The 20968-nt window shown below is 70.1% G+C and carries 23 protein-coding genes and 1 tRNA gene; 13 read left to right on the forward strand and 11 right to left on the reverse strand.

Annotation, left to right across the window (positions count from 1 at the left end):
• The first annotated feature begins 41 nt into the window (after positions 1 to 41).
• Together RYH80_RS12160 and RYH80_RS12165 are read left to right on the forward strand one after the other, a co-directional pair.
• Positions 42 to 974 carry a DUF7847 domain-containing protein gene (locus RYH80_RS12160; RefSeq protein WP_370904143.1) on the forward strand — a complete coding sequence of 311 codons (933 nt, stop codon included), beginning with the start codon at positions 42 to 44 and terminating at the stop codon, positions 972 to 974.
• A gap of 73 nt (positions 975 to 1047) precedes the next feature.
• A complete protein-coding gene (locus RYH80_RS12165) occupies positions 1048 to 1506 on the forward strand; it encodes an RDD family protein (RefSeq protein ID WP_370904144.1) in 459 nt (152 codons plus the stop codon).
• 83 nt (positions 1507 to 1589) lie between these two features.
• On the opposite strand, the gene RYH80_RS12170 is transcribed toward RYH80_RS12165, so the two are convergent.
• Positions 1590 to 3416 (reverse strand): S9 family peptidase, encoded by a 1827-nt coding sequence (locus RYH80_RS12170; RefSeq protein ID WP_370904145.1) that lies wholly within the window; start codon positions 3414 to 3416, stop codon positions 1590 to 1592.
• 131 nt (positions 3417 to 3547) lie between these two features.
• On the opposite strand from RYH80_RS12170, the gene RYH80_RS12175 reads away from it, so the two are divergent.
• The 3 genes from RYH80_RS12175 (at position 3548) to RYH80_RS12185 (ending at position 5674) form a co-directional block, all read left to right on the forward strand.
• Positions 3548 to 4561, forward strand: coding sequence for a DUF7490 domain-containing protein (locus RYH80_RS12175; protein WP_370904146.1), 1014 nt, complete (start codon positions 3548 to 3550; stop codon positions 4559 to 4561).
• Positions 4558 to 5010: a DUF8060 family membrane protein gene (locus RYH80_RS12180; RefSeq protein WP_370904147.1), complete on the forward strand. Its 453-nt coding sequence runs from the start codon at positions 4558 to 4560 to the stop codon at positions 5008 to 5010. Before RYH80_RS12175 ends, RYH80_RS12180 begins: the two co-directional genes overlap by 4 nt.
• Before the next feature lie 397 nt (positions 5011 to 5407).
• Positions 5408 to 5674, forward strand: coding sequence for a ubiquitin-like small modifier protein 1 (locus RYH80_RS12185; protein WP_370904148.1), 267 nt, complete (start codon positions 5408 to 5410; stop codon positions 5672 to 5674).
• An 83-nt stretch (positions 5675 to 5757) separates the two neighbouring features.
• On the opposite strand, the gene RYH80_RS12190 is transcribed toward RYH80_RS12185, so the two are convergent.
• A complete protein-coding gene (locus tag RYH80_RS12190; protein WP_370904149.1) occupies positions 5758 to 6357 on the reverse strand; it encodes a type IV pilin domain-containing protein in 600 nt (199 codons plus the stop codon).
• A 135-nt stretch (positions 6358 to 6492) separates the two neighbouring features.
• On the opposite strand from RYH80_RS12190, the gene RYH80_RS12195 reads away from it, so the two are divergent.
• Positions 6493 to 7014, forward strand: a complete 522-nt coding sequence (locus RYH80_RS12195) for an archaellin/type IV pilin N-terminal domain-containing protein (RefSeq protein WP_370904150.1) — start codon at positions 6493 to 6495, stop codon at positions 7012 to 7014.
• 60 nt (positions 7015 to 7074) lie between these two features.
• On the opposite strand, the gene RYH80_RS12200 is transcribed toward RYH80_RS12195, so the two are convergent.
• Together RYH80_RS12200 and RYH80_RS12205 are read right to left on the reverse strand one after the other, a co-directional pair.
• Positions 7075 to 7145, reverse strand: a tRNA-Pro gene (locus RYH80_RS12200).
• Positions 7146 to 7196: 51 nt separating this feature from the next.
• Positions 7197 to 8366, reverse strand: coding sequence for a succinylglutamate desuccinylase/aspartoacylase family protein (locus RYH80_RS12205; protein ID WP_370904151.1), 1170 nt, complete (start codon positions 8364 to 8366; stop codon positions 7197 to 7199).
• Between the two features lie 364 nt (positions 8367 to 8730).
• On the opposite strand from RYH80_RS12205, the gene RYH80_RS12210 reads away from it, so the two are divergent.
• A complete protein-coding gene (locus RYH80_RS12210) occupies positions 8731 to 9684 on the forward strand; it encodes a phytoene/squalene synthase family protein (RefSeq protein ID WP_370904152.1) in 954 nt (317 codons plus the stop codon).
• A gap of 73 nt (positions 9685 to 9757) precedes the next feature.
• Here RYH80_RS12210 and RYH80_RS12215 read toward each other — a convergent pair whose 3' ends face one another.
• A complete protein-coding gene (locus tag RYH80_RS12215; RefSeq protein WP_370904153.1) occupies positions 9758 to 10150 on the reverse strand; it encodes a universal stress protein in 393 nt (130 codons plus the stop codon).
• 128 nt (positions 10151 to 10278) lie between these two features.
• On the opposite strand from RYH80_RS12215, the gene RYH80_RS12220 reads away from it, so the two are divergent.
• Positions 10279 to 10455 carry a hypothetical protein gene (locus RYH80_RS12220; protein WP_370904154.1) on the forward strand — a complete coding sequence of 59 codons (177 nt, stop codon included), beginning with the start codon at positions 10279 to 10281 and terminating at the stop codon, positions 10453 to 10455.
• Between the two features lie 329 nt (positions 10456 to 10784).
• Here the strand turns inward: RYH80_RS12220 and RYH80_RS12225 are convergent, their stop codons facing one another.
• From RYH80_RS12225 to RYH80_RS12235, 3 genes are all read right to left on the reverse strand, one after another.
• On the reverse strand, positions 10785 to 11453 hold the full coding sequence (locus RYH80_RS12225) for a fibrillarin-like rRNA/tRNA 2'-O-methyltransferase (RefSeq protein ID WP_370904155.1): 669 nt from the start codon (positions 11451 to 11453) through the stop codon (positions 10785 to 10787).
• Positions 11446 to 12378, reverse strand: a complete 933-nt coding sequence (locus RYH80_RS12230; RefSeq protein WP_370904156.1) for an NOP5/NOP56 family protein — start codon at positions 12376 to 12378, stop codon at positions 11446 to 11448. The genes RYH80_RS12225 and RYH80_RS12230 overlap by 8 nt, the downstream gene beginning before the upstream one ends.
• Positions 12379 to 12496: 118 nt before the next feature.
• Positions 12497 to 13435 (reverse strand): universal stress protein, encoded by a 939-nt coding sequence (locus RYH80_RS12235; protein WP_370904157.1) that lies wholly within the window; start codon positions 13433 to 13435, stop codon positions 12497 to 12499.
• 169 nt (positions 13436 to 13604) lie between these two features.
• Here RYH80_RS12235 and RYH80_RS12240 point away from each other — a divergent pair, with 169 nt between their 5' ends.
• Both RYH80_RS12240 and RYH80_RS12245 read left to right on the forward strand, forming a co-directional pair.
• Positions 13605 to 14930 carry a TIGR00341 family protein gene (locus RYH80_RS12240; protein ID WP_370904158.1) on the forward strand — a complete coding sequence of 442 codons (1326 nt, stop codon included), beginning with the start codon at positions 13605 to 13607 and terminating at the stop codon, positions 14928 to 14930.
• Between the two features lie 111 nt (positions 14931 to 15041).
• Positions 15042 to 15752: an archaellin/type IV pilin N-terminal domain-containing protein gene (locus RYH80_RS12245; RefSeq protein WP_370904159.1), complete on the forward strand. Its 711-nt coding sequence runs from the start codon at positions 15042 to 15044 to the stop codon at positions 15750 to 15752.
• 300 nt (positions 15753 to 16052) lie between these two features.
• Here the strand turns inward: RYH80_RS12245 and RYH80_RS12250 are convergent, their stop codons facing one another.
• Both RYH80_RS12250 and RYH80_RS12255 read right to left on the reverse strand, forming a co-directional pair.
• On the reverse strand, positions 16053 to 17198 hold the full coding sequence (locus RYH80_RS12250; protein WP_370904712.1) for an acyl-CoA dehydrogenase family protein: 1146 nt from the start codon (positions 17196 to 17198) through the stop codon (positions 16053 to 16055).
• 191 nt (positions 17199 to 17389) lie between these two features.
• Positions 17390 to 17848 carry a bis(5'-nucleosyl)-tetraphosphatase gene (locus RYH80_RS12255; RefSeq protein ID WP_370904160.1) on the reverse strand — a complete coding sequence of 153 codons (459 nt, stop codon included), beginning with the start codon at positions 17846 to 17848 and terminating at the stop codon, positions 17390 to 17392.
• 271 nt (positions 17849 to 18119) lie between these two features.
• Here RYH80_RS12255 and RYH80_RS12260 point away from each other — a divergent pair, with 271 nt between their 5' ends.
• Positions 18120 to 18443 carry a 30S ribosomal protein S10 gene (locus tag RYH80_RS12260; RefSeq protein WP_370904161.1) on the forward strand — a complete coding sequence of 108 codons (324 nt, stop codon included), beginning with the start codon at positions 18120 to 18122 and terminating at the stop codon, positions 18441 to 18443.
• A gap of 2 nt (positions 18444 to 18445) precedes the next feature.
• On the forward strand, positions 18446 to 19207 hold the full coding sequence (locus RYH80_RS12265; RefSeq protein ID WP_370904162.1) for a dihydrofolate reductase family protein: 762 nt from the start codon (positions 18446 to 18448) through the stop codon (positions 19205 to 19207).
• A 74-nt stretch (positions 19208 to 19281) separates the two neighbouring features.
• Here the strand turns inward: RYH80_RS12265 and RYH80_RS12270 are convergent, their stop codons facing one another.
• Positions 19282 to 20067: an inositol monophosphatase family protein gene (locus RYH80_RS12270; protein ID WP_370904163.1), complete on the reverse strand. Its 786-nt coding sequence runs from the start codon at positions 20065 to 20067 to the stop codon at positions 19282 to 19284.
• Between the two features lie 217 nt (positions 20068 to 20284).
• Between RYH80_RS12270 and RYH80_RS12275 the strand changes: the two genes are divergently transcribed.
• Positions 20285 to 20956 carry a DsbA family protein gene (locus tag RYH80_RS12275; RefSeq protein WP_370904164.1) on the forward strand — a complete coding sequence of 224 codons (672 nt, stop codon included), beginning with the start codon at positions 20285 to 20287 and terminating at the stop codon, positions 20954 to 20956.
• The last annotated feature ends 12 nt before the right edge of the window (positions 20957 to 20968 follow it).

The following is a 20968-nucleotide window of genomic DNA, read 5'->3' on the forward strand; positions in this document are numbered from 1 at the left end:
TTCGACTGCGGGCGGACTCACCCAGGGCGTGAGGCGAGACCGTGGTCTCGACTGAGCGATTCGCCCTCGTGGCGCGGGCCGCCCGCGACGGGTTCCGACACGGCGTCGGGACGCCGTCGATGCTGGTCGTGTCGGCCGTCGCAGTCGTCGTCTGTGGTGGTCTGCTCGTGGTGACGGTCCCACTCGTCGTCGTCCCCCTGGTCGGAATCGTCCTCGGACTCCTCGTCCGTGCGCTCGTGGTGCCGGCGACACTCGCTGGACTCGTCGCGACAGCCGTCGCGGCGCTCGAAGGCGACCGATCCGGTGACACACCGGGGGCAGGCGGACTCCGCGCGTTCCCGACCGCCGCCCGCCGCCACCTCCGAGCGATCGGTGGTGCCGGCGTGACTCGGTTCGCGGTCGACGTGGGACTCGTCGGGGTGAGTGTCACCACGGTGTACGTCGCTGCCGTGGGACTCGCCCTCTCGGACGCCGCCGGCGGCGGGGCATCGGTCGCCGCCGCCGTGTACGGGTTCGGACTCGGTCTGGCGGTGATCGCACTCGGCTACGGGGTGGGAGTCGTCTGCTTCCAGTTCGTCGACACGGCCGTCGTGATCGGCGGCGCCGACACGACGGACGCGTTCCGCGAGTCGGTCCGACTCCTACGGGCGGCGCCCGGGACCGTCCTGACGTACACGTTCGCTCGACTCCTCCCCGGCGTCGCCGCCGTCGCCGTCCTCCGACTCGTCGCCTGGCCGCTCGTCCGACCGACGGTCGAGACCGCCACGGTCGAGACGGGACGCGTGGCCGCCGCCGGCGTGATCACGCTGCTCGTCGCGACCGTGGTCGTCGCGTTCTCCGTGGTGTTCCACGTCTCCGTCTACCGTCGACTCGCGCCCCCTCGGGACGCGGCCGACTCGCCGACGGACTCCCCAGGGACGGAACACCCGACGGAGACGAACGACGTGACGCCGACGGACGACCGGTGGGCGTGACACGCCGCTCTCGTCGCCCGGTTTCACGCTCGTCTCCCGTACTTTTTTGTAGGGGCACGGAGAGGGGTCGGCTATGAGTCGTGCACGCCCCCAGATGGGAACGCAAGGTGACGTGTTGGGTGCCCGGATCGCCGCGTTGTTGATCGACCTGTTGATAACGACCGTCGTCGGCGTCGTGATCGTCCTCCTGTTCCTCGCCGTCGGGATCGGCTCGGGGAGTCGTGCGTTGACGGGAATCCTGACGGTTCTCCTCATTCCCATCAGCCTCGTGTTGCAGTTCGGCTACTTCATCTACTTCGAGGCGGAACGCGGGCAGACACCCGGCAAGAGCGTGATGGACATCGTCGTCGTCACCGAAGACGGCGGGGACCTCGACTACGGGACCTCGGCGATCCGGAACATCCTCCGGATCGTCGACCAGCTCGGCGTCGTGATTCCGTACCTCGTCGGGCTCCTCCTGATCCTCGTCACCGACGACAGCCAGCGGATCGGCGACCTCGTCGCCGACACCGTCGTCGTGAAGACGGAGTGAGGCGTCGGGTCGACCGTCGGCGCCGCGTTCTCTCGCCGTCCGTCGGCGGGTCGTCGACGAGTTCGTAGTCGTCGCCGCCCAGCTCAGACGTGCTCGTCGAGGAACCCGACGACGGCGCGGTACGCCTCGATCTGGTTCTCGAGCTTGGAGAAGCCGTGGCCCTCGTCCTCGAAGATCAGCTTCCGGACAGGCACGTCACGATCGTCGAGTTCGGCGACGATCTGTTCGGCCTCGCTCACGGGCACCCGCGGGTCGTTCTCGCCGTGGAGCACGAACAGCGGGGCCTGCACGTTCTCGACGTGGTTGATCGGCGAGATCGACTCGAGGAACTCCCGGTCCTCCTCGAGACTGCCGTACTCCGCCTCGCGGAGTTCGCGGCGCCAGTCGCCGGTGTTCTCGAGGAAGGTGACGAAGTTGGCGATGCCGACCACGTCGACGCCGGCGGCCCACCGCTCGGGGTACTCCGTCAGCGCCGACAATACCATGAACCCGCCGTAGGAGCCACCCATGACCGCGATCCGGTCTGGGTCGACACTGGGATGCTCGGCCAGCCAGTCGGCTGCCGCCGCCAGGTCCGCGACGGAGTCCATCCGCTTGTCCACGTCGTCGAGGTGAGAGTACGCACGGCCGTACCCCGACGAGCCGCGGACGTTCGGCTCGAAGACCGCGTACCCCTGCGAGAGGAGGTACTGTTTGACGCCCGCGAAGGAGGGGCGGCGCTGTGCCTCCGGGCCGCCGTGGACGTCGACGACGACGGGGAGCTCGCCCGTCTCGTCGCCCGGCGTCGAGAAGAACCCGGGGATGTCGCGCTCGTCGAAGGTTGGGTAGTGGACCAACTCCGGTTCGACGAACGTCTCCGGCGGGACACCGGCGGTGCCGGCGTGTGTCCACCGCTCCGTCTCCCCGGTCGTGGCGTCGACGAGGAAGACGTTCGTGTTCACCGTGCGGCCGCTCACCCACGTGGCGAACTGCTCGCCGTCGTCGGCGAACGAGACGCCACCGGCGACACCGCGGGGGAGCGACGGCTCCGCGAGCGTCTCGATCGTCGTCGGGTCGGCGAACTCGCCGACGGTCGTCTCCGTGTAACCGTCGACGTTACGGGAGTAAACCACGCGTCCGGTGTCCTCGTCGACGGTGACGCCGTCGACGTTCCACTCCTCGTCGGCGACGACCGTCTCGAGACTCCCGTCCGCGAGGTCCAGTCGCGCGAGTCGCAACAGGTCGCGGTCGTGGTCGGTGACGGCGTACACCGCCTCGCCGTCGGGGCCCCACTGTGCGCTCCCGAAGCGTGCCTCCCCGTCGTGTGGGGTCAGGTGCTCGAACGCGCCGGTCTCGAGGTCGAGCACGTAGAGGTCGTGGTCGAAACTGGCGTGGGCGCGGTGGACGAGCAGCCGGTCGTCGTCGGGGCTCCACCCGAGCACGGAGAGCCAGCCGTCGCCCTCGTGGACCAACTCGGCGTCCTCGGGGCCGCCGCCGCGCGGTTGGACGTACACGTCGAACACGTCGCCCGCCCGGCGGTTGGAGGCGAACGCGAACCGCTCGCCGTCGTGGCTCCAGCCGCCCCACCGGTGTTTCGCGTCCGGCGTCGCCGTCCACTCGTGGACGCGGCCGGTGTCGGGGTTCAGGCGGTACAGTTGCTGTCGCTCGTCACCACCTTGGTCCATCCCGAAGGCGAGTTCGCGCCGTTCCGGCGACCAGTCGAGGAACGACACCGGCTCGTCGTAGAAGGTCCGCTGTGTCGGCCACCCACCCGGCTCGTCGACGGTCCACACCTGTGCGGTCCCGGTCGTGTCCATCCGGAACGCCAGCGTCCCGTCCGGTGCGAGGTCGGGGCCGCTGGCGCGTCTGATCCGGAGGTACCGCGCCACGTCGTACCCCTCGTCGTGCTCGCTCGCGTCTGTGTCTGTCACGGGCACCGCTACTCCGGGCCACGTCGAAAACGTTCGGGTGGCGGGTGTCGTCTCCCGGCAGTTTCGACCACGGGCCCACTGCCGACACCCACGGCACAAAGCCTTTGCCGGAATTCCGCGAAGCGCCGCACGTGACACGAGAACGCACGTTGATCGTCGCCGCGCTGGTGATCCTCCTGAGCGCCACGGCGGCGGCGGTCGCGGTCCCCGGCGTGCTCGCCGAACGACGCGAGCCGGAGCGACCGGGGTACGTCGACATCGCGGAGGTCCCCGTCACGCCGGGCGAGGTGTCCGGCGAGACGGCGGAGCTGCGACTCCTCGCCCGACTGGATCACGAGGGTGGTCCCGCGGAGAACGTCTCCGTCCGCTTCCGCGCCTACGACGCGGCGTCCGGGCTCCTCCAGACCGAGCGGACCGTCGCCGTCGGGACGCTCGACGACGACCGGAGCGTCCAGGTGAACGGGTCGCTGCGCGTCGAGCGCGAGGGCGGGTACGTGTTGGAGACGACGGTGTTCCGCGACGGGGAGGTCGTCGACGAGCAACGGCGGACCGTCTCCGGCGTCGAGGCGCTGGTGCCGCCGTACGCGCGCTCGGCGGTGCGGTTCACCGACCGCGAGGCGCTCCCGGCGGTCGCCGTCGCCGTCGCGGACGCCGGCGGGAACCGGACGACGCTCGAACTCGCCGCCTCGTTGACGAACGGTGGGGACGCACCGAGCGGCGACCTCCGGGTCGAGTTCGTCCTCAGACAGGCCGACTCGAACGTGCGGGCCGCCCGCGCGAGCGAGGCCGTCGGCTCGATCCGCCCCGGTCGGACGGCCGAGACGACGACGCGACTCGCCGTCCCGACCGGCTACAACTACTTCGTCGACGTGGTGTTGTACCGCGACGACGTGGTGATCGACACCGCTCGCTCCGTCGCGAACCTCGCGCCCGAGGAACGGCTCTCGGCCGACGAGACCGTCCGCGAGGTGAAGTTCGACGTGGGCGACTTCGACCCCGAGGCCGGCCCCGACGGAGAGGACCGCCGTCCGGACGCAACGGTCACGGAACAGTCCTCCGGCGGTGCGGCGCCCGGCTTCGGTCCCGCGGTCGCCGTCGTCGCACTGGCAGCCGTCGCGCTGCTCGCACGGAGGGTAGACCGATGAACGAGGAGACGACCGAGTCGACGAACGACGCGGTCCCCGAGTCTGCGTCGACGAGCGGCGACGCGACCGACACGGAGTCCGCGTCGGCAGCCGCCGACTCCTCGGAGACGGAGTCGACGCCCCCAGACGCCGCAGACGCGAGCACGAGAACCACGGAGTCACCCGAGGCGGGTCCGGGGACTGCCGACTCCTCCGAGGCGAGTTCGACCGCGGACACCGGGCGTGGGGTCCTCGGAGACACGTTCGGTCGGTGGGTGAACTACCTCCTGTTGGCCGGGCTCTCCTTGGTCGTCCTGATCGCCGGCTTCCGCGTGTACCTCGCGGTCGACGCGCTGATCCGGCGGTTCGTCGCGTCGGAGTTCCAGCAGGTGTTCTACGGCGTGTTCAACCTCGCGCTCCTGCTGTTGGCGGTCGCCGGCATCCTCGTCCAACGCCGACGGATGCGGTGAGACTGGCGTCCGTCTGGTGTCGTCCCCGAGTCACGCCGCCGTCGTCCGGCGACACGTCGTCGTCGTCACCTCGGCGTCGCGACTGGCGAACTGGGTGTGGAAAACCGGTGGAAGCCCGGCGGACGGGGGGGTTTGAGAGGCACACGGTGTCCGCTGCTCCCACCGTACATCTGTGAAGGCGGGTCGCACACATAACCGTTCGGTGAACTGTGCTTCACCAAGTGTCTGCCCGCCGACAGGTACGGGACTCGTAACCACCGGAAGATACCGCCGAGTGGCACGTGTACCGTCTGCGGGTCGGAGTCGGACCCGTCGATCACGGGGCGGTATCGTGTCGGCTGGCCGTGACTCGTTCCCGGACGCAACGCTGATGAGCGTCACACTCCGAGTTCGTGGTGTGCAGTGGAGACTGTTCGCGGACCTGGCCGAGGTCGCCGGCACGGACGAGCCGACACCGGCGGGTGACCCCGAGACGGTCGGCGAGGCGTTGGACGCGCTGTTGGAGGCGTACCCCGCACTCGCCGAGCGCGTGCTCGACGACGACGGGACGCTCCGGACGCACGTGAACCTCCTCCACGAGGGCGAGCCACCGGCGGACGGACGCGCGACTCCGGTCGACCCGGACGACGAGCTGGCGCTGTTCCCGCCCGTGTCGGGTGGGTGACGGGCTCGCGTCCCTCCCCGACCGCCCGACGACCCACGAGTCGGGAGTGCTCCGACTGCTGTCGTGTCGAGCGACGAGACGGGTCAGTCCTCGCCGACGGTGCCGACGGCGATGGCGAACTCCGAGCCGTCGGGGGACCGCCACACGACTCGGACCCGCTCGCCGGCCTGGATCACGTCGTACGCCTGCGGCGCGTTCCGTTCCTGAATCACCAGCCGGTCACCGGTGTCGATTCCGTCGCCCCACTCGTTGACGACGTTCGCCGAGTCGCCGTCGGCGTCACCCGGCGGCCCCGACCCGGGTTTGTTGAGGTCGTTGAACGGCCCGGCGTCGACCTGGACGACGAGTCCCTCCAGAGTGACCACGACGTCGCCACTGCCACCCACGTCGCCGATCTGCGAGTTGTTGTACACTTCGTCCGGGCCGACGGTGACGGTGATCTGTCCGCGGCCGAACGTCTCGCCGGCGACGTGTTCGAACACCAAGGCGTCGTCCTTCGGGACGCCGTTCCCGATCCGCTCGCTCTCGATCGTCACCTGTGTCTGCGGGGGTGGTTCGGGCGTCTCGGAGAGGCTCCCGAGAACGAGTCCGCCGACGGTCGCCGCCAGGATCACCACGAGTGCGACGAGCAGCACCGTCGCGATCACCGGCGAGACACCACGATCGACGGACGGGGACGGCACGTTCTGGAGCGGGGGACCAGCCGACATAAGTGTACCTCTCGCGTCGGTGACACGCCGCAGTGCTCGTCGCTCGAAGCCGTCGCACGACTCGAGAGAGACGGTACGTTCTTGTCGAGTCACCGCCGACTGTGTGTGATGCGCGACACACGCGACCGTGGGGTCTCACCGGTGATCGCGACCGTCTTGTTGGTCGCGGTGGTGGTCGTGATCGGAGCGACCGTCGGCGTGTTCGTGACGGACCTCGCCTCGCAATCGCAGGTCGAGAACCCACGGGCCGCACTCACCGTCGAGCAAGTGACGTTCACCGAGGCCGCGGAGACGGACCCGGACTACAAGGGAGGCTGTGCGGTCGGCTACGAGGTCGGCTTCGAAGTGACGCTGCGCGCCCTCGACCGCGCCGACCGCATCTACGTGATCGTCCGCTCGGAGACGGGTGAACGACTCAAGACCGTCTGGGACGACCCCACCGTCGCGGACGTCGGGGAGACGAAGTTCCTCGCCAACGAGGACACCGGCAACGCAGCCGGTGTCGACGTAGACATCGGGAAAGACGGCTCCGACGACTGGGCGCTGTGCCCCGACGAGTCCGCCACGCTCGAGTTCTACGGCCAGGTGGGCGAACGGACGTGGCAACTCACGAGTTACGAGTACAACTGAGAACGGTCGTCAATCTCGGTCTCTCTCGACTCCGCCGTTCGGTTCCAGTAAGATTTCTGATGGGACCGCCGTGATTCGAACACGGGTCCGACGCACCCCATGCGCCGAGGATACCGCTACCCTACGGTCCCGTACCCGAGACGACACGAGGCTGCGGATTAAGCGTGTCGTTTCGCCGGCCGTCACTCCGCGTCGCGCGGCACCACGAGATCCCCGTCGTCGCGGACGGCCATGCTCGCGACGGCTTCGCCCTCGTAGACGGCCAGTCCCTCGCTGTGACCGATCACGTAGCCGTCGTGGTCGCTCTCGACCGTCTCTAGAACGGTGCCGTGTGGGTCGACGACCTCCGCGACGGTGTCACCGTCTTCGACCGGCTCGCCCGGCTGGACGACGTGTCGTGCCAGCCCGGCGGTCTCCGCCCGTGGGCCGACGAACCGCCGCACCGGGAACGACACCGGCGCGTCCGGCACCGTCGCGCCCGGGTCGGGGAGATCATCGGGGACGGCCTCGACGAGCCCGAACTCGGCGGCGACGCCGAACACGCCCGCCACGCCGGCCGCTCTGGCGTCCGGTTCGACGACGCTGTGGCCGCCGAGTTCCAGCGTGACTGCGGGGACGCCGGCGGTGTTGGTCGCCGCACCGGCCGTCGAGCGCTGGAGCGACTGCCCGAGGTACTCCGCGGCGGGGTACTCCGTGAGCGTCGGCAACCCGACACTGTCGACGATCCGCTGGAGGTCGTCGGCGAGCGACTCGGCGGCGGCCTCGTCGCGTACGTCGCCGTACAACACCCGGTCCCGGATGACGAACGGCACGGACCCGACCTGTGCGGTGTGGCAGTCCAGCAGGAGGTCCGCCGAGTCGGCGAACACCTCGTACAGCGTCGTGTCGATCCGTTCCTGCGTCTCGGGTGGCCGTTGATCGTCGCGCTCCGTGTCGGGGAAGTAGCGGTTCGGGTCCTGGTCGCCGTAGTAGGTGGTCCGTTCGTTCCGCCGGAGCCCGGCGGGGCTGACGACCGGGACGACGACGACGGCACCGGCGAGGTCGGCGACGCGGTCGCGGACGCGCCCCGCCACGTCCTGTGCGACCGCGACGCCGGTCGCCTCGTCACCGTGGACACCGCCGGTGACCCACAGCGTCGGTCCGTCTGCGGCCCCGTTGGCGACCGTCACCGGGAGCCGTTCGCCATCGCCGGTCGGGAGGTCGGTCACGTGGAGCCAGCCGTCGGCACTCTCGCCGGATGCCGCCGTCGCCGTCCCGACGGAGAGTCCGTCGTCGTCGGCCGTCTCGGCGTCGTCTCTCGCCCCGTTCCCCCGTTCCGCCGTGTGCGGCTCGTCGTCGCTCGTGTCGGTCACACTCGTCGGTCGCCCCCACACCACTAATTCTCCCCGCCCGCGGCAGTCGGCAGTCACCGCGACCACGCTGGCGAGTGTGCGGCAGCCGCCGCGACCGCACCGCCGGGTGTGTCAAACTCTGCCAACGTCTCTGGTGGGCGTCGGTCGACACGCCCGACGGGGTCACGACGCTCTCTCTGGGGTCGTCGCTCGCGAATCGCCGGCGGGTGGCGTGGTCGTCTCTCGTCGTCCGGTGTCGTCCCCCGTCGTCTCCGCGGTGCGGTGGGCCAACTGTTATGGGGGTGGCGGTGGTATAGATATTAGATATGTGTGGGACTTGGCCGAGTGGAGGGAGCCGAGTGCGGGCGTCGCGGGAGGCGGCCACATGGTAGCCGACGACCAGATCGAGCGGAGCAAGCAGATCCAACAGCGCACCGGCAAGACGTTCCACTTCGCCACGCGGCTGCTCCCCGAGCGGGTCCGACACCCGACGTACGTGTTGTACGCGTTCTTCCGGGTGGCAGACGAGGTCGTCGACGCGGCCGAGACCGCCCCACCGCCCGAACAGCGCGCCGAACTCGAACGACTCCGCGAGGCGGCGCTGGGTCGCCGCGAGACGGACGACGAGGTGTTGCGCGCCTTCTCCGAGCTGCGGGAGTCACACGGCATCGCGGCAGAGGACGTGGAGGTCTTCATCGACGCGATGGAGACGGACATCGACAAGGACCGCTACGAGACCTACGACGAGTTGGAGACGTACATGGACGGGTCCGCCTCGGCGGTCGGGCGGATGATGACCGCTGTGATGGACCCCGACGACCCCGAGACGGCGCTGACACACGCAACCGCGCTCGGCGAGGCGTTCCAGATGACGAACTTCCTCCGGGACGTGGGCGAAGACGTCGTCGAGCGTGACCGCATCTACCTCCCGCGTGACACGCTCGCCCAGTACGGGGTCTCGGAGTCGCAACTGTTGAACTTCGAGTTCGACGACGACGTGGCCGCGGCGATCAGCCACGAGATGCGCCGCACCGAGCAGTTGTACAAGGAGGGCGTCGCGGGGATCAAGTACCTCCCCGAAGACTGCCAGTTCGCCGTCCTCCTCGCCTCGGTGTTGTACGCGGACCACCACCGGCTGATCGAGAACCGCGGCTACGACACGCTCACGGCGACCCCAGAGCTGAGCACGCTCCGGAAGGTGTCGCTGCTCGCGAAGACGCGGTGGGCGTGGTACCGGACGAAGGACCCCGAGGCGGTGTTCCGTCGCGTCTCGACCGTCCCCTACGGCGACACCCCTCGCTCGGGCTCCGGTCACGGCGAGGGGATGCCCGTCCGCTGACTCCGTCACGACGGTCTCCGCTCCCACTCTCCGCTCTCAGACCCGAACGAGTCACGCCGACTCAGCCGTGTCCTCACTCGCGCGGAATCACGCGCATCGGACGGTCGGAGCCGAGGAGGAGTCGCTGTGCGGTGCTGCCGAAGATGGCCTTCCCGGCGGGCGAGCGGTCGCGGACGGTGAAGACGAGTTCGTCGGCGCCGATCTCCTCGGCGTGGGTCAGTACGTCCTCCTCCGGCTGGTTCCCGCGGACGAACTGGTGTGTCTCGACGAGCACCGACTTCGGGAGCGCCTCCTCGAGTGTCTCCAGTGCCGCCTCCCCTTCGCGGATCTCGTCGCTCGTCGTCTCGTCGCCGCCCACCTGCGAGTTCACCGCGTGGATCTCGTCGTCCGCGTCGACCCGGTCCGCGAGGTAGTCGGCGAGCAGCTCGCTGGTCTCCGTCGCGTCCGTCGCTACGAGGTAGCGCATACCCGCCGGTTCGACTGCTCCCGTGTTAAAGTGGGGGCGTCGTCACCGACGGGTGGGACTGGGAGTGGCGGCCCCACGCCGACGCGTGCCCGAACCTGTTAACTCCGGGTGGGGCGAACCGAGCGGCGATGGCGTACACCGTCCGGTACCAGAACGGGCGCAGAGTGACGAACAAGACGTTCCCGGACGCGGTGAAGAAGGACATCGTCGACGGCTACGTCGTCCTCTACGACTCTAACGGCCGCGAGATCCGGACGTTCAGCCCCGACGTGTTCGTCACCGGTGCCCCCGGAGACAGTCTCTGAAACCGACCTTTTTCACTCCTCGGGGTGGCCGCCTGCGGCGGCCACCCGAGGAAAAAAGCTCGACCAAAAAGGGCCGCGAGCGCGCCAGACGGCGCGCTCGCGGTGGATTACGGTGCTGCGGCCGCGACCGCCCCGCTCCGCTGCCGCCCCGCTCCGCTCCGCAACCGCCCCGCCCCGCTGTCGCTCCCCACGCCCCGCTCCGCCGCCGCCCCACACCGGCCCACCACTGTACTACCGCCCCGCACCGCCACGGCTCGGCTCTCCCGTCTCCCAACGCGTTCGCACCCGACGACTCGCACGTCGCCGCCCCGTCGTCCCCCGCCGACCGGTCACTTCGGCGTCGCGACGACCGCGAGGTGCGCGTCGTGGAACGGCTCCAGTCGCGCCTCGGCACGGATCTCGTACGCCTCGGCGAGGGTCTCGCGCACCTCGGCGAACACCGCCTCCGGCTCGGCCGTCACGTCCTCGCTGCGTGCCTTCACCGCGAGCACCAACCGCCCGTCGTCCGCGAGGAACTGCGCGTTCCGGACGGCCACGGCCGCCTGTCCGCGCGTCGCCACGTCTTGGACGATCGCGTCCACGTCCGCCTCGACGACGTGCGCGTACGTCGCCGGCTCGCGCGCGTCCTTCACCAACGGGAACAGCCGCGGCCGCGACTCGCAGGCGTCCAACAGGTCTCGAACCGGCCGCGCCGCGAACTCGACGGCGTACGTCCGCCCCGCGACATCCGCCACGTGACTCACCGTCGTCCCGTTGGCCGCTCCGAGGTACAACACGGTGTCGCCCGCCGCGATCCCCGTGTCGAGACCGGCGGCGACCGTCGCGGCCAGCTTCGAGCGGTGTGGGTCCCACGCCCGCCACCCGTCGGCGGTCGCCTCCCCGTACACCGGCTCGCCGCGCGTCGCCAACTGCGACTCCTCGTGGCCCGTGAACGACCGCCGCTGCACGCCTGCCGGGAGCGGGCCGTCGCCACCGAGCGTCGCCGCCTCGTCACTCACCGTCACCACCTCCCGTCCGTGCCCGGATCGTGCGGATGCGCTCGTCCAACTCCCGCTCCAGCTCCGGACGCCGGTCTCCGGCGTAGTGGTCCACCCGCGCCGCGATGGAGAGCTTCCCGGCGAGCGCGCGAGCCGCCGACCCACGGTCGTCCGGGTGCGTGTTTCGGACGTAGTCGTGGGTGTAGATCACGCCGTGTTTCGGCGACGGCGCGTTCCCACGGAGGTGCGCGAACAGCGCGTCTTCGGCACCGAGCACCTGGAGGGTGCCCGACGGCTGCTTCGCCAACTCCTCCAGCCCGCCGGCCAACGAGAGGAGCCGTGCGGCGAGTCGCGACCCGGCGAGTGCGGCGAGGTTCGGCGCGACCGTCGGGGCGTGTTCCGCGACGTACGCCGCCAGCGCGTCCGCCTCGTCGGCCACCGCTGCCACACGCGCCGCCAGCGACACCACGCGCCGCTCCGCCGGACCCTCGGGGTCTCGCCGTGCGAGTGCTCGTGCGTACGCGACCCCGGCGTCCGCCTCGTCCGACTCGACTCCGACATCGGCCGCCGTCGTCTCCTCCTCGTCGGCGGTGGTGTCTGCCGTCTCCGGGTCGAGGTCGAACAGACTCCCACCCCACTCGGTCACGCGCTCGGCGAGTTCGTTCGCGGTGCGGCGGGCGTCGTCCATCGCCCGCACCGCGTGGATCAGTTGCTGGTCGTCGGCTCGTTCCCGTTCGCGGACGGTCTCGCGGGCGGCCTCCCGCGTCGCCGCGCGGAGCCGCGACTCGTAGTCGTCGGTGTCCGTCGCGACCCCTCTCTCGACGGCCAGCGCCGGCCAGTCGGCCGGTGCGTCCGCGCCACCCGTCCGGACGCGGTCCGACGGCGATCCGTCGTCGCCCGCGAACCACGCCGCGTCCGCTCCGGTGTCGGCGTCCTCGTCTGTCATACACTCGTCTTCGGCTCCCGGGGTGAAGGGTTTCCCCTTCGCGCGACCCGACGGACTCGCTGGGGGTCACTCCATCACCGGGTCTCGTCTCGCCTCCCTCGTCGTCCCGTCGTCCGTGTCACACCTCGTCTGGATTGGGGAGTACCGCGCCGTCGGCTAACTCCGACTCCGAGAGGTGACGAGTGTTGACCGCCAACACCGGTACGTCGGCGTGTCTGATCGCCCGTTCCGTCGTGGAGCCGAGCAGGAACCGACTCACGCCCGTCCGCCCGTGGCTCCCCATGGCGATCAGATCGACGCCCGGCTCCTCGGCGTACTCCAACACGTCGCGCGCCGGGAACCCCTCGACGACGCTCGTCGTCGTCTCGAACCCCGCCTCGCGGGCCACCGCCGCGACGCGATCCACCGCGGTCTGTCCGCTCTCGCGCAGCTGATCGGCCAGATCCGTCGCGACCGACGCCGACCCGCCGCCGGTCGTGTCGGACACGTCGACGACGTTGACGACGTGGACTCGTGCGTCCGCGATCCCGGCCATCGCCAGCCCGTGTTCGACGGCCGCCTCGGCCGCCGGACTGCCGTCCGTCGGGAGCAGTACCTCGTCGAACGATCCCGGCGTCGTCTCGCGGGCGTCGGCACGTACCGTCAACACCGGCGCGGCGGCGTGCCGGACCACCCCTTCGGTCACGCTGCCGGCGACGTACCGGCGGACACCGGTCCGTCCGTGCGTCCCCATCACCAGCACGTCGGCGTCGATCTCCTCGGCGTAGTCGACGATGGTCTCCGTCGGATCGCCGTGGACGAGTTCCGTCTCGAGGTCGTCCTCGGTGGTCGCCGTCTCGCGGACGGCGTCGAGTGTCGACTCGCCGGCAGTCTCCAGTCGCTCGGCGACCGACGCCTCGGACTCGCGCGTCCCGAACACACCCGACTCGCCCGCGGTGTCGACGACGTGGATCGCGTGGACGGCCGCGTCGAAGGCGCGCCCGAGTGCCAGCGCGTGGTCGACCGCCGTCGCCGCGTGCTCGCTCCCGTCCGTCGGGACCAGGACTCTGTCGTACACACCCGACACTGCCACGAGCGTGGGGATAAGTCGAGCGGCCGCGGGCCACCTCCTGTCGGACCCACGCCGACGAGCCAGACGAGAGTACACCGAGTTCACACGCGGACGCGACCCCGACCGTCGGCCCCGCCACCACCGCACTTAATATCGCCCGCCGACACCCGCGTCCGTGCGACTCGTTCAGGTGATGGTCCCGACGGGGCGGCGCGAGGCGGTCGTCGACGTCTTGGACGAGGCGGGGGTCGACTACGTGCTCTCCGACGAGACGAGTGGTCGCGAGTACACCGCCGTCGTCTCGTTCCCGCTGCCGACCGCGGCCGTCGAGCCGATCCTCGAAGACCTCCGCGAGGCGGGGCTCGAACGCGACGCCTACACCGTCGTCGTCGACGCGGAGACGGTCGTCTCCGACCGCTTCGAGCGGCTCGAAGCCGCCTACGAACCGGAGAACGGAGACGACGACCGGATCGCGCGCGAAGAACTCGCGACGAAGGCCGCCGACATGGCCCCGGAGACACGGAACTTCGTCGTGTTGGCGGTCGTCAGTGCCGTCGTCGCCACCGCGGGACTGCTGCTCGACTCCCCGGCCGTCGTCGTCGGGTCGATGGTGATCGCGCCGCTGCTCGGCCCGGCTATCGCGGCGTCGGTCGGCACCGTCGTCGACGAGGACGAACTGTTCCGCCGTGGTGTCGCGCTCCAGGTGGCCGGTGGCGTCGTCGCCGTCGGGAGTGCCACTCTGGCGGCGGTGGTGTTCCGGACGACGGGTGTGGTCTCGATGACTGCCACGGAGGTGTTCGCCACCGGCGAGGTCGCGGAGCGACTCACACCCGACCTGCTCGCGCTGCCGATCGCGGTCGGGGCTGGCGTCGCCGGTGCGCTCTCGTTGTCGTCCGGTGTCTCGGCGGCGCTCGTCGGCGTGATGATCGCCGCGGCGCTCGTCCCGCCGACGGCCGTCGTCGGCATCGGGCTCGCGTGGGGACGCCCGGCGGCGGTCGTGGGCGCGGGGCTGCTCGTCGTCGTCAACTTCCTCTCGATCAACGCCGCCGCGCTCGGGACACTGTGGTACCGCGGCTACCGTCCAGAGAGTCGCTTCGGCTTCGAGACGAGCACCGCCACACGTCGCCGACTCGTCGTCGTGGGCGTCGCACTTGCCGCCACGACGGCACTGCTCGCCGGCGCGACGTACGCCGGTGGGCAGACGGCCGGTGTCGAGACGACCGCCCGCGAGGAGACGCGGCGCCTCCTCGCGGACCAGCCCGGCCGACTCCGCACCGTCGCCGTCCACGACGCCGGTGTGCTCGTCCGCTACCCGGACCGCGTCGTCGTCACGGTCGCGGTGCCGCTCGACGCGACCCCGCCGCGGATCGCCGTCCCCGTCCGCGAGGCCGTCCGGACGGCCGCACGCGACCGCTTCCGCGACCTCCCGACGTACCCCGGTGGCCCCGACGACGTGACCGTACGGGTGGAGTTCGAACGTGTCCAGCGGGCCGGCGGGTAGTCGGCGGACCCCTCTCCCGACAGTGAGGCGCGGTGACACTACACTATCTCCGTGTCTCCGAGGTGTCGTGTACACGAAAGACACGAGTACCGTCGTCCCCGAGTCGTGGCAGTGAGTGGGAGTGAGACACGGTGGTGGTCGATCGGTTCGCTGCGGCAGTGGTCGACCGGTCCGCCGCGGCAGGTCGTCTCCGGGGTGGCGCGAGCTGTCGACGCCGTCGGATCGCGAGGTTCCCTCCTCGGTGTCCCGACCCACCTCGACGGGACACACGACCGGCGCGGCGTCTCGCCGGTGATCGCGACGGTGCTGCTCGTCGCCGTGGTCGTCGTGTTGGCGGCGACGCTCGGCGGGTTCGCGCTGGGGATCGACGAGGAACTCTCCGAGCCGGCACCGAACGTGGCGAGTGCCAGCGGAGAGTTGCGACGGAACGTGATCGACGACGGCGGCACCGATCAGATCGTCCGGATCACCCACGAGGGCGGCGATCCGGTCGCCGTGTCGGGACTGGTGATCCAGGTGACGGTGCCGAAGACGGGACAGCGGGGCCGTCTGTCCGGCTTCCCGGTCCCGGGGGACGATCCGCAACCGACCGAGGAGTACGTCTCCGGCGACGACGTGTTCGACAACAGCGCCAACAGCGTCTCCGGGTCCATCGGTGCGGAGTCGCCGGACACGGACGACACCTGGAACGTCGGCGACTTCTTCCAGTTCCGGATCGCCAACGGTGCGGTGTCGCTGTCGGCCGGTGACCGTGTCGTCGTCACCGGTATCCACGGTCCCAGCGAGTCGACCCTGTTCCGTCTGACCCTCACCGCCCGGTGAGTCCAGACCGCCGATCCGAGCGTGTCGTCGCTCCGTGGTGGTCGCCGTCGGTCGCTCCGTGGCGGCCTCCGTCCGCGTCCCGCTTGCGGCCGGCGTGCGCATCCATCTGCCGCCGACACCGCTCACGACGAGTACGAACCCGACGAGGAGCGCGACCCAGCTACCGACCGCGAACCGGTGGCGCGTGGCAGTGCGGAGCGACGCTCGCACCGCTCCGTAGTGGTCCCGTTCTGGTACAAGAAGGTTCGCAGCACGCTGGATCGACACGGGTGTCGCGTCGACACCTCGCTGCCGTCCGCCTCAAGACTGCCTGTAGATGAGGTTGCGCTGGATCTCGTTGGCACCCTCGTAGATCACGGGGATGCGAACGTCGCGGTAGACGCGTGCGATCCGATTCTCCGTGAGGATCGAGCGACCACCGTGGAGCTGCATCCCGCGTTCGGCACAGTCGACTGCCGTCTCCGTCGACTTCATCTTCGCCATCGCGGCCCACAGCCCCGACTGCTCGCCCGCCTCGACCTTCTCGGCGGCACGCCAGTTGAGCGAGCGCGCGGACTCGAACTCCGTCCGCATGTTCGCGAGGTCGTGTTGGACCGCCTGGAACTCCGAGACGTTCCGCCCGAAGGCGTTGCGTCCGTGCACGAAGTCCCACGCCTCCTCGATGGCTGCCGCGGCCAACCCGAGGCCGTGGCCGCCGACGACGATCCGCCCGTGGTTGAAGAAGTCCGCCAGCGCGTAGAAGCCCGACCCCTCCGGGCCGACGCGGTTCTCCTCGGGGACGAAACAGTCGTCGAAGACGATGTGCGCCTGCTTCGAGGCGCGCATCCCCATCTTCTCGGGGATGTGTTCGGCCTCGTACCCCTCGCTGTCCGTCTCGACGACGAACAGCGAGTAGTTCCCGTAGCGGTCCTCGGAGTCGCCCGTCTTCGCGTAGACGGTGAGCCAGTCCGCCTCGACCCCGTTGCCGACCCAGTACTTCTCGCCGGTGATCTCGTAGCCCCCCTCGACTCTCTCGGCTGCCGTCGTCATCCCGGCGAGGTCCGACCCCGTCTCCGGTTCGGAGACGGCGAGTCCGGAGATCTGCTCCCCGTTCGCGACGGGCGGGAGGTACTCCTCTTTCAGTTCCTCGGAGCCGTACGTCTCGACCAGTTCCGTCCCGAACGAGGCCAACATCAGCGTCAGTCCGATCCCGGCGTCGGCGCGGTAGAACTCCTCGGCCATCGCCAGAATCTCCTGGATGTCCAGCCCGCGACCGCCGTACTCCTCTGGGATGTCGGCGGCGACGAGCCCCGCCTGCTGGCCCGCCTCCAGCACCTCCCAGGGGTACTCCCCGGAGTCGAAGTACTCCTGGGCGACGGGGGCGATGTGTTCGTCGGCGAACTCGCGGGCCTCGCCCTTCACGTCGCGGGCGTGTTCCGGGACGAGCGACTCGTCCAGCAGGTTCAGATCGTGCTCGGTCATACCCGCCCAACGTGGGCCACGCTAATCAACTGCGTGGAACCCCGAACGACGGACTCCGAGTTTCCGGCGGGACACCGACGCTCCGTCCACGTCGCCAGGTGGACGGAGACGTACGTGACGGCAGTCGCCACCGGGGTCGGTGTCACTCTCCGGGGAGGACGTGGTCGGCGGTCGCGTCACTCCGCGGGGAGGACGTAGTCGCCGTCCGTCTCCTCGCGGAGTTCGTCGAGGTAGTCGTGTGCCTCGTCGAGGATGTCTCGGGGGCCGTCCTGCGTGATCGTGTTGATCGCCTGGTCGTAGTCGCGCCACTGGAGGTCGCGGTGTTCGTTCGACAGTTCGGCGGAGGCCTCCTGGGAGTGGGCGATGAACAGGTGGACTGTCTTGTGGATCGTGTCGCCGCCGGCCTCGAACACGTAGTCGTACTCCTCGCGGAAGCCGTCGATCAAGCGGAACTGCTCGATCCCGGCCTCCTCTTTCACCTCCCGAATCGCTGTCTGCTGGAGCTCCTCTTCCCCCTCGACCCCGCCCTTCGGGAACTCCCAGTCCCCGGGCCGGCTCTTCAGGAGCAGGTACTCCCGACGGCCGCGAGTGTCGCGGAAGAGGATGGCTCCAGCGCTCGTCGCTTCGACTGGCATTGTGATCCCGTACGGAACACCCTGTTAAATGAATGTCGGAGAACGCAGCGAGACGACGGCGTACTCACCCGTCGTCTCCGGTGTCGAGTGTGGTCGCCCCCCGGCACCGTCTCGTTCACGCCGCTGCTACCACGCCACCACCCTACGGCCACACCGCCACGTGGTCGCCCGTGTACGCGAGCGCCACGCAGTCGCCCGTGTACGCGAGCGGCTCACACGGCACCGTCCGGTCGGTGCGTCTTTGAGGCCCGAACACGTCGGTCCGTCAGAGATGACGTTCGTCACCAAACTCAGCTTCCACAGCGGCGACCGCGACGCACTCGACGAGACCGTCGACGACCTCAAGGAGATGCTCACCCGGAAGGGCGCGAAGTGTAAGGGACCACACACGCACCCTTCCGAGCGGATCACCGTCCCGCTGCGTGCGAACCTGGGGCCCGGCGAGGAACTCGACACTTGGAGCTACGAGGTGTTCGAGCGGGAACTGGAGATCCACGGCAGCGACGAGATCGCCCGGGAGGTCGGCCACATGGACTTCCACGACGCGGTCCACGTCGAGATCGAGGTGGACCAGAAGACCCCGATGGGCCGGTAGTCGTGTACGTCCACGTCAACGCCGCCGTCTCCGTCGACGGGAAGCTGTCGACGCGGCGGCGCGAACAGGTCCGGATCTCCGGGACGGCGGACTTCGCTCGCGTCGACCGGATCCGTGCCGACGCGGACGCGGTGGCCGTCGGCGTCGGGACGGTGCTCGCGGACGACCCACGGCTCGGACTGGACGACGAGGCCCTCCGCGAGCGGCGGCGGGCGGCGGGTCGGCCCGCAGAACCCGCTCGCGTGGTGTTCGACTCCAGTGCACGGACCCCGACGGACGCACGAATTCTCGCCGGTGACCCGGAGACGTACGTTCTCGTCGGCCCCGCGGCCACGACGGCGGCCGTCGCCGACCTCCGCGAGGCCGGCGCGACCGTGGTCCGGACCGGCGAGCGCGACGGGTCGGGTGCGGACGGGACGGACGACGCCGACTCGGCAACGGCCGACGGAGACGACGACGACGGCGGTCGCACGGACCTCGCCGCCGGTCTCGCGGTGCTGACGGACCACGGTGTCGAGTCGCTGATGGTGGAGGGTGGTGGCGAGGTGATCTTCTCGTTGTTCGCGGCCGGCCTCGTCGACGAACTCACGGTCTTCGTCGGCTCGCTGGTGATCGGCGGGCGGGAGGCACCCACGCTCGCGGACGGCGAGGGGTTCGTCGACCCGGACGCGTTCCCCGCGTTGACACTGGAAGGTGTCGAGCGGGTCGACGACGGCGTGGTGTTGTCGTACGACGCGACTGCGAGCGAGTCCACAGGCGAGTGAGGCGACGCGCTGTCTGGTGGGACGACGCTGCCGAGGCGAGAGACGGCTCGTCCGCTGTCGCCCGGTCGGCGTTCTCAGATCCCGTCGAGTGCGGCCACCACGGTCTCGTGTGCGGTGTCGTTCGAGGCGACGAGCCCGGTGGCACCCGGCTCCCAGCGGTCGCCGTTCGCGTCGGTGACCCGACCGCCGGCGCGTCGGACCGCCGCGACGCCGGCGACGGTGTCCCAGTCGTTCAACGCGACGGTGGAGACGGCCGCGTGGAGCCCGCCGCTCGCGACGCTCGCCAACACGAGTTGCGCACAGCCGTACCGCCGGAGGTCGCCGAACTCCTCCAAGATCACGTCACACGTCGCCGTACACTCGCGTCTGTGGTCGCGGCCGGGGCCGTACAGCGGGTTGACGAGGAACGAGCCGGGGTCGGACTCCGCCGCGACGCGCACCGGCTCCCCGTCGCGTCGTGTCGTCGTCCGATCGACGACGTAGGTGTCGCCGAGCGCCGGCGCGACGGAGGCGGCGGCGACCGTCTCGCCGTCGACGACGCAGGCGACGCTGGTACACCACACCGGGTGGCCGCCGACGTAGTTCACCGTCCCGTCGATGGGGTCGACGACCCACGCCGCACCCTCCAGAGGGACGTGGTCCGGTGCGTCACCCTCCTCGCCGACGACCGGTTCCCCCGGGACCGCCTCCCGAATCGTCTCGATCACCGTCGCCTGTGCGGCCCTGTCGGCCTCGGTGACGCTGTCGACGCCGTCGCCACCCTTCGACTCGGCCGCGATTCCCGTCCGGAACGACGCCGCGGCGCGCTCGGCCCCGGCGGCCGCCGCCTCGTGACACAGCTCGACTCGGTCTACAGACACACCTGTGTCCTGTACGCGGACGGGGATAGCTCCCGCGGAGCCGTCTCACTTCGGACGAGGAAGCTCCCCTGGAGCCGTCCCACTTCGGACGAGGACAGCTCCCGCGGAGCCGTCCCACTTCGGACGAGGAAGCTCCCCTGGAGCCGGCCCACGCGGCGACTCACGCCACGAGATCGAAGCGGGAGCTTTTATCGGTCGGCCGCGTGGTTCACACGACATGGACGAGAAGCTTCCAGACACGGCGACGAGAAGAAAGTGTCTCGCCGCGGCCGCCGCGGCGGGGACGACCGCGACCGCCGGCTGTGTCGGTGGCCTGCTGTCCAGTTCCGGTGGCGCGTACGACTGTCCGAGCGGCGACGGCGAGACGGTCTCGGAGGGGCCACAGCCTGCACTCGGACCGACCCCCGACGAGGCCGCGGTGACGGTCAAGGTGTGGGAGGACTTCTCGTGTCCCCACTGCGCGACGTTCAGTCTCGAGGTCGTACCCCGCATCCGCGATGAGTACGTGTCCGGCGGCGAGGTCCGGTACGAACACCACGACTTCCCGATCCCGGTCCGCGACTGGGCGTGGGACGCCGCCAGCGCCGGGCGGGCGGTGCTCGCCGCGGCGGACGCCGAGGGGTTCTTCGAGTACGCGAAGACCGTCTACGAGACGCAGGGCGACTACCGGACGAAGGTGGTCGGTGACGCCGCCGACGCCGTCGGTGTCGAGCCGTGTACCGCAGTCACCGCCGCGACCGCGGAGACGTACCGCCCGCTGTTGGAGGCGGACAAGCAGGCCGGCCTCGACACCGGCATCCAAGGGACGCCCGGGATCGTCGTGGACGGGAACTTGGTCGAGGGGAACGACTTCGAGTCCGTCTCGGCGGCCATCGAGGACGCACTGTGACGTAGCGGCCGT

The organism is Halobaculum sp. MBLA0147, from assembly GCF_041361345.1.
GTDB lineage: Archaea > Halobacteriota > Halobacteria > Halobacteriales > Haloferacaceae > JAHENP01.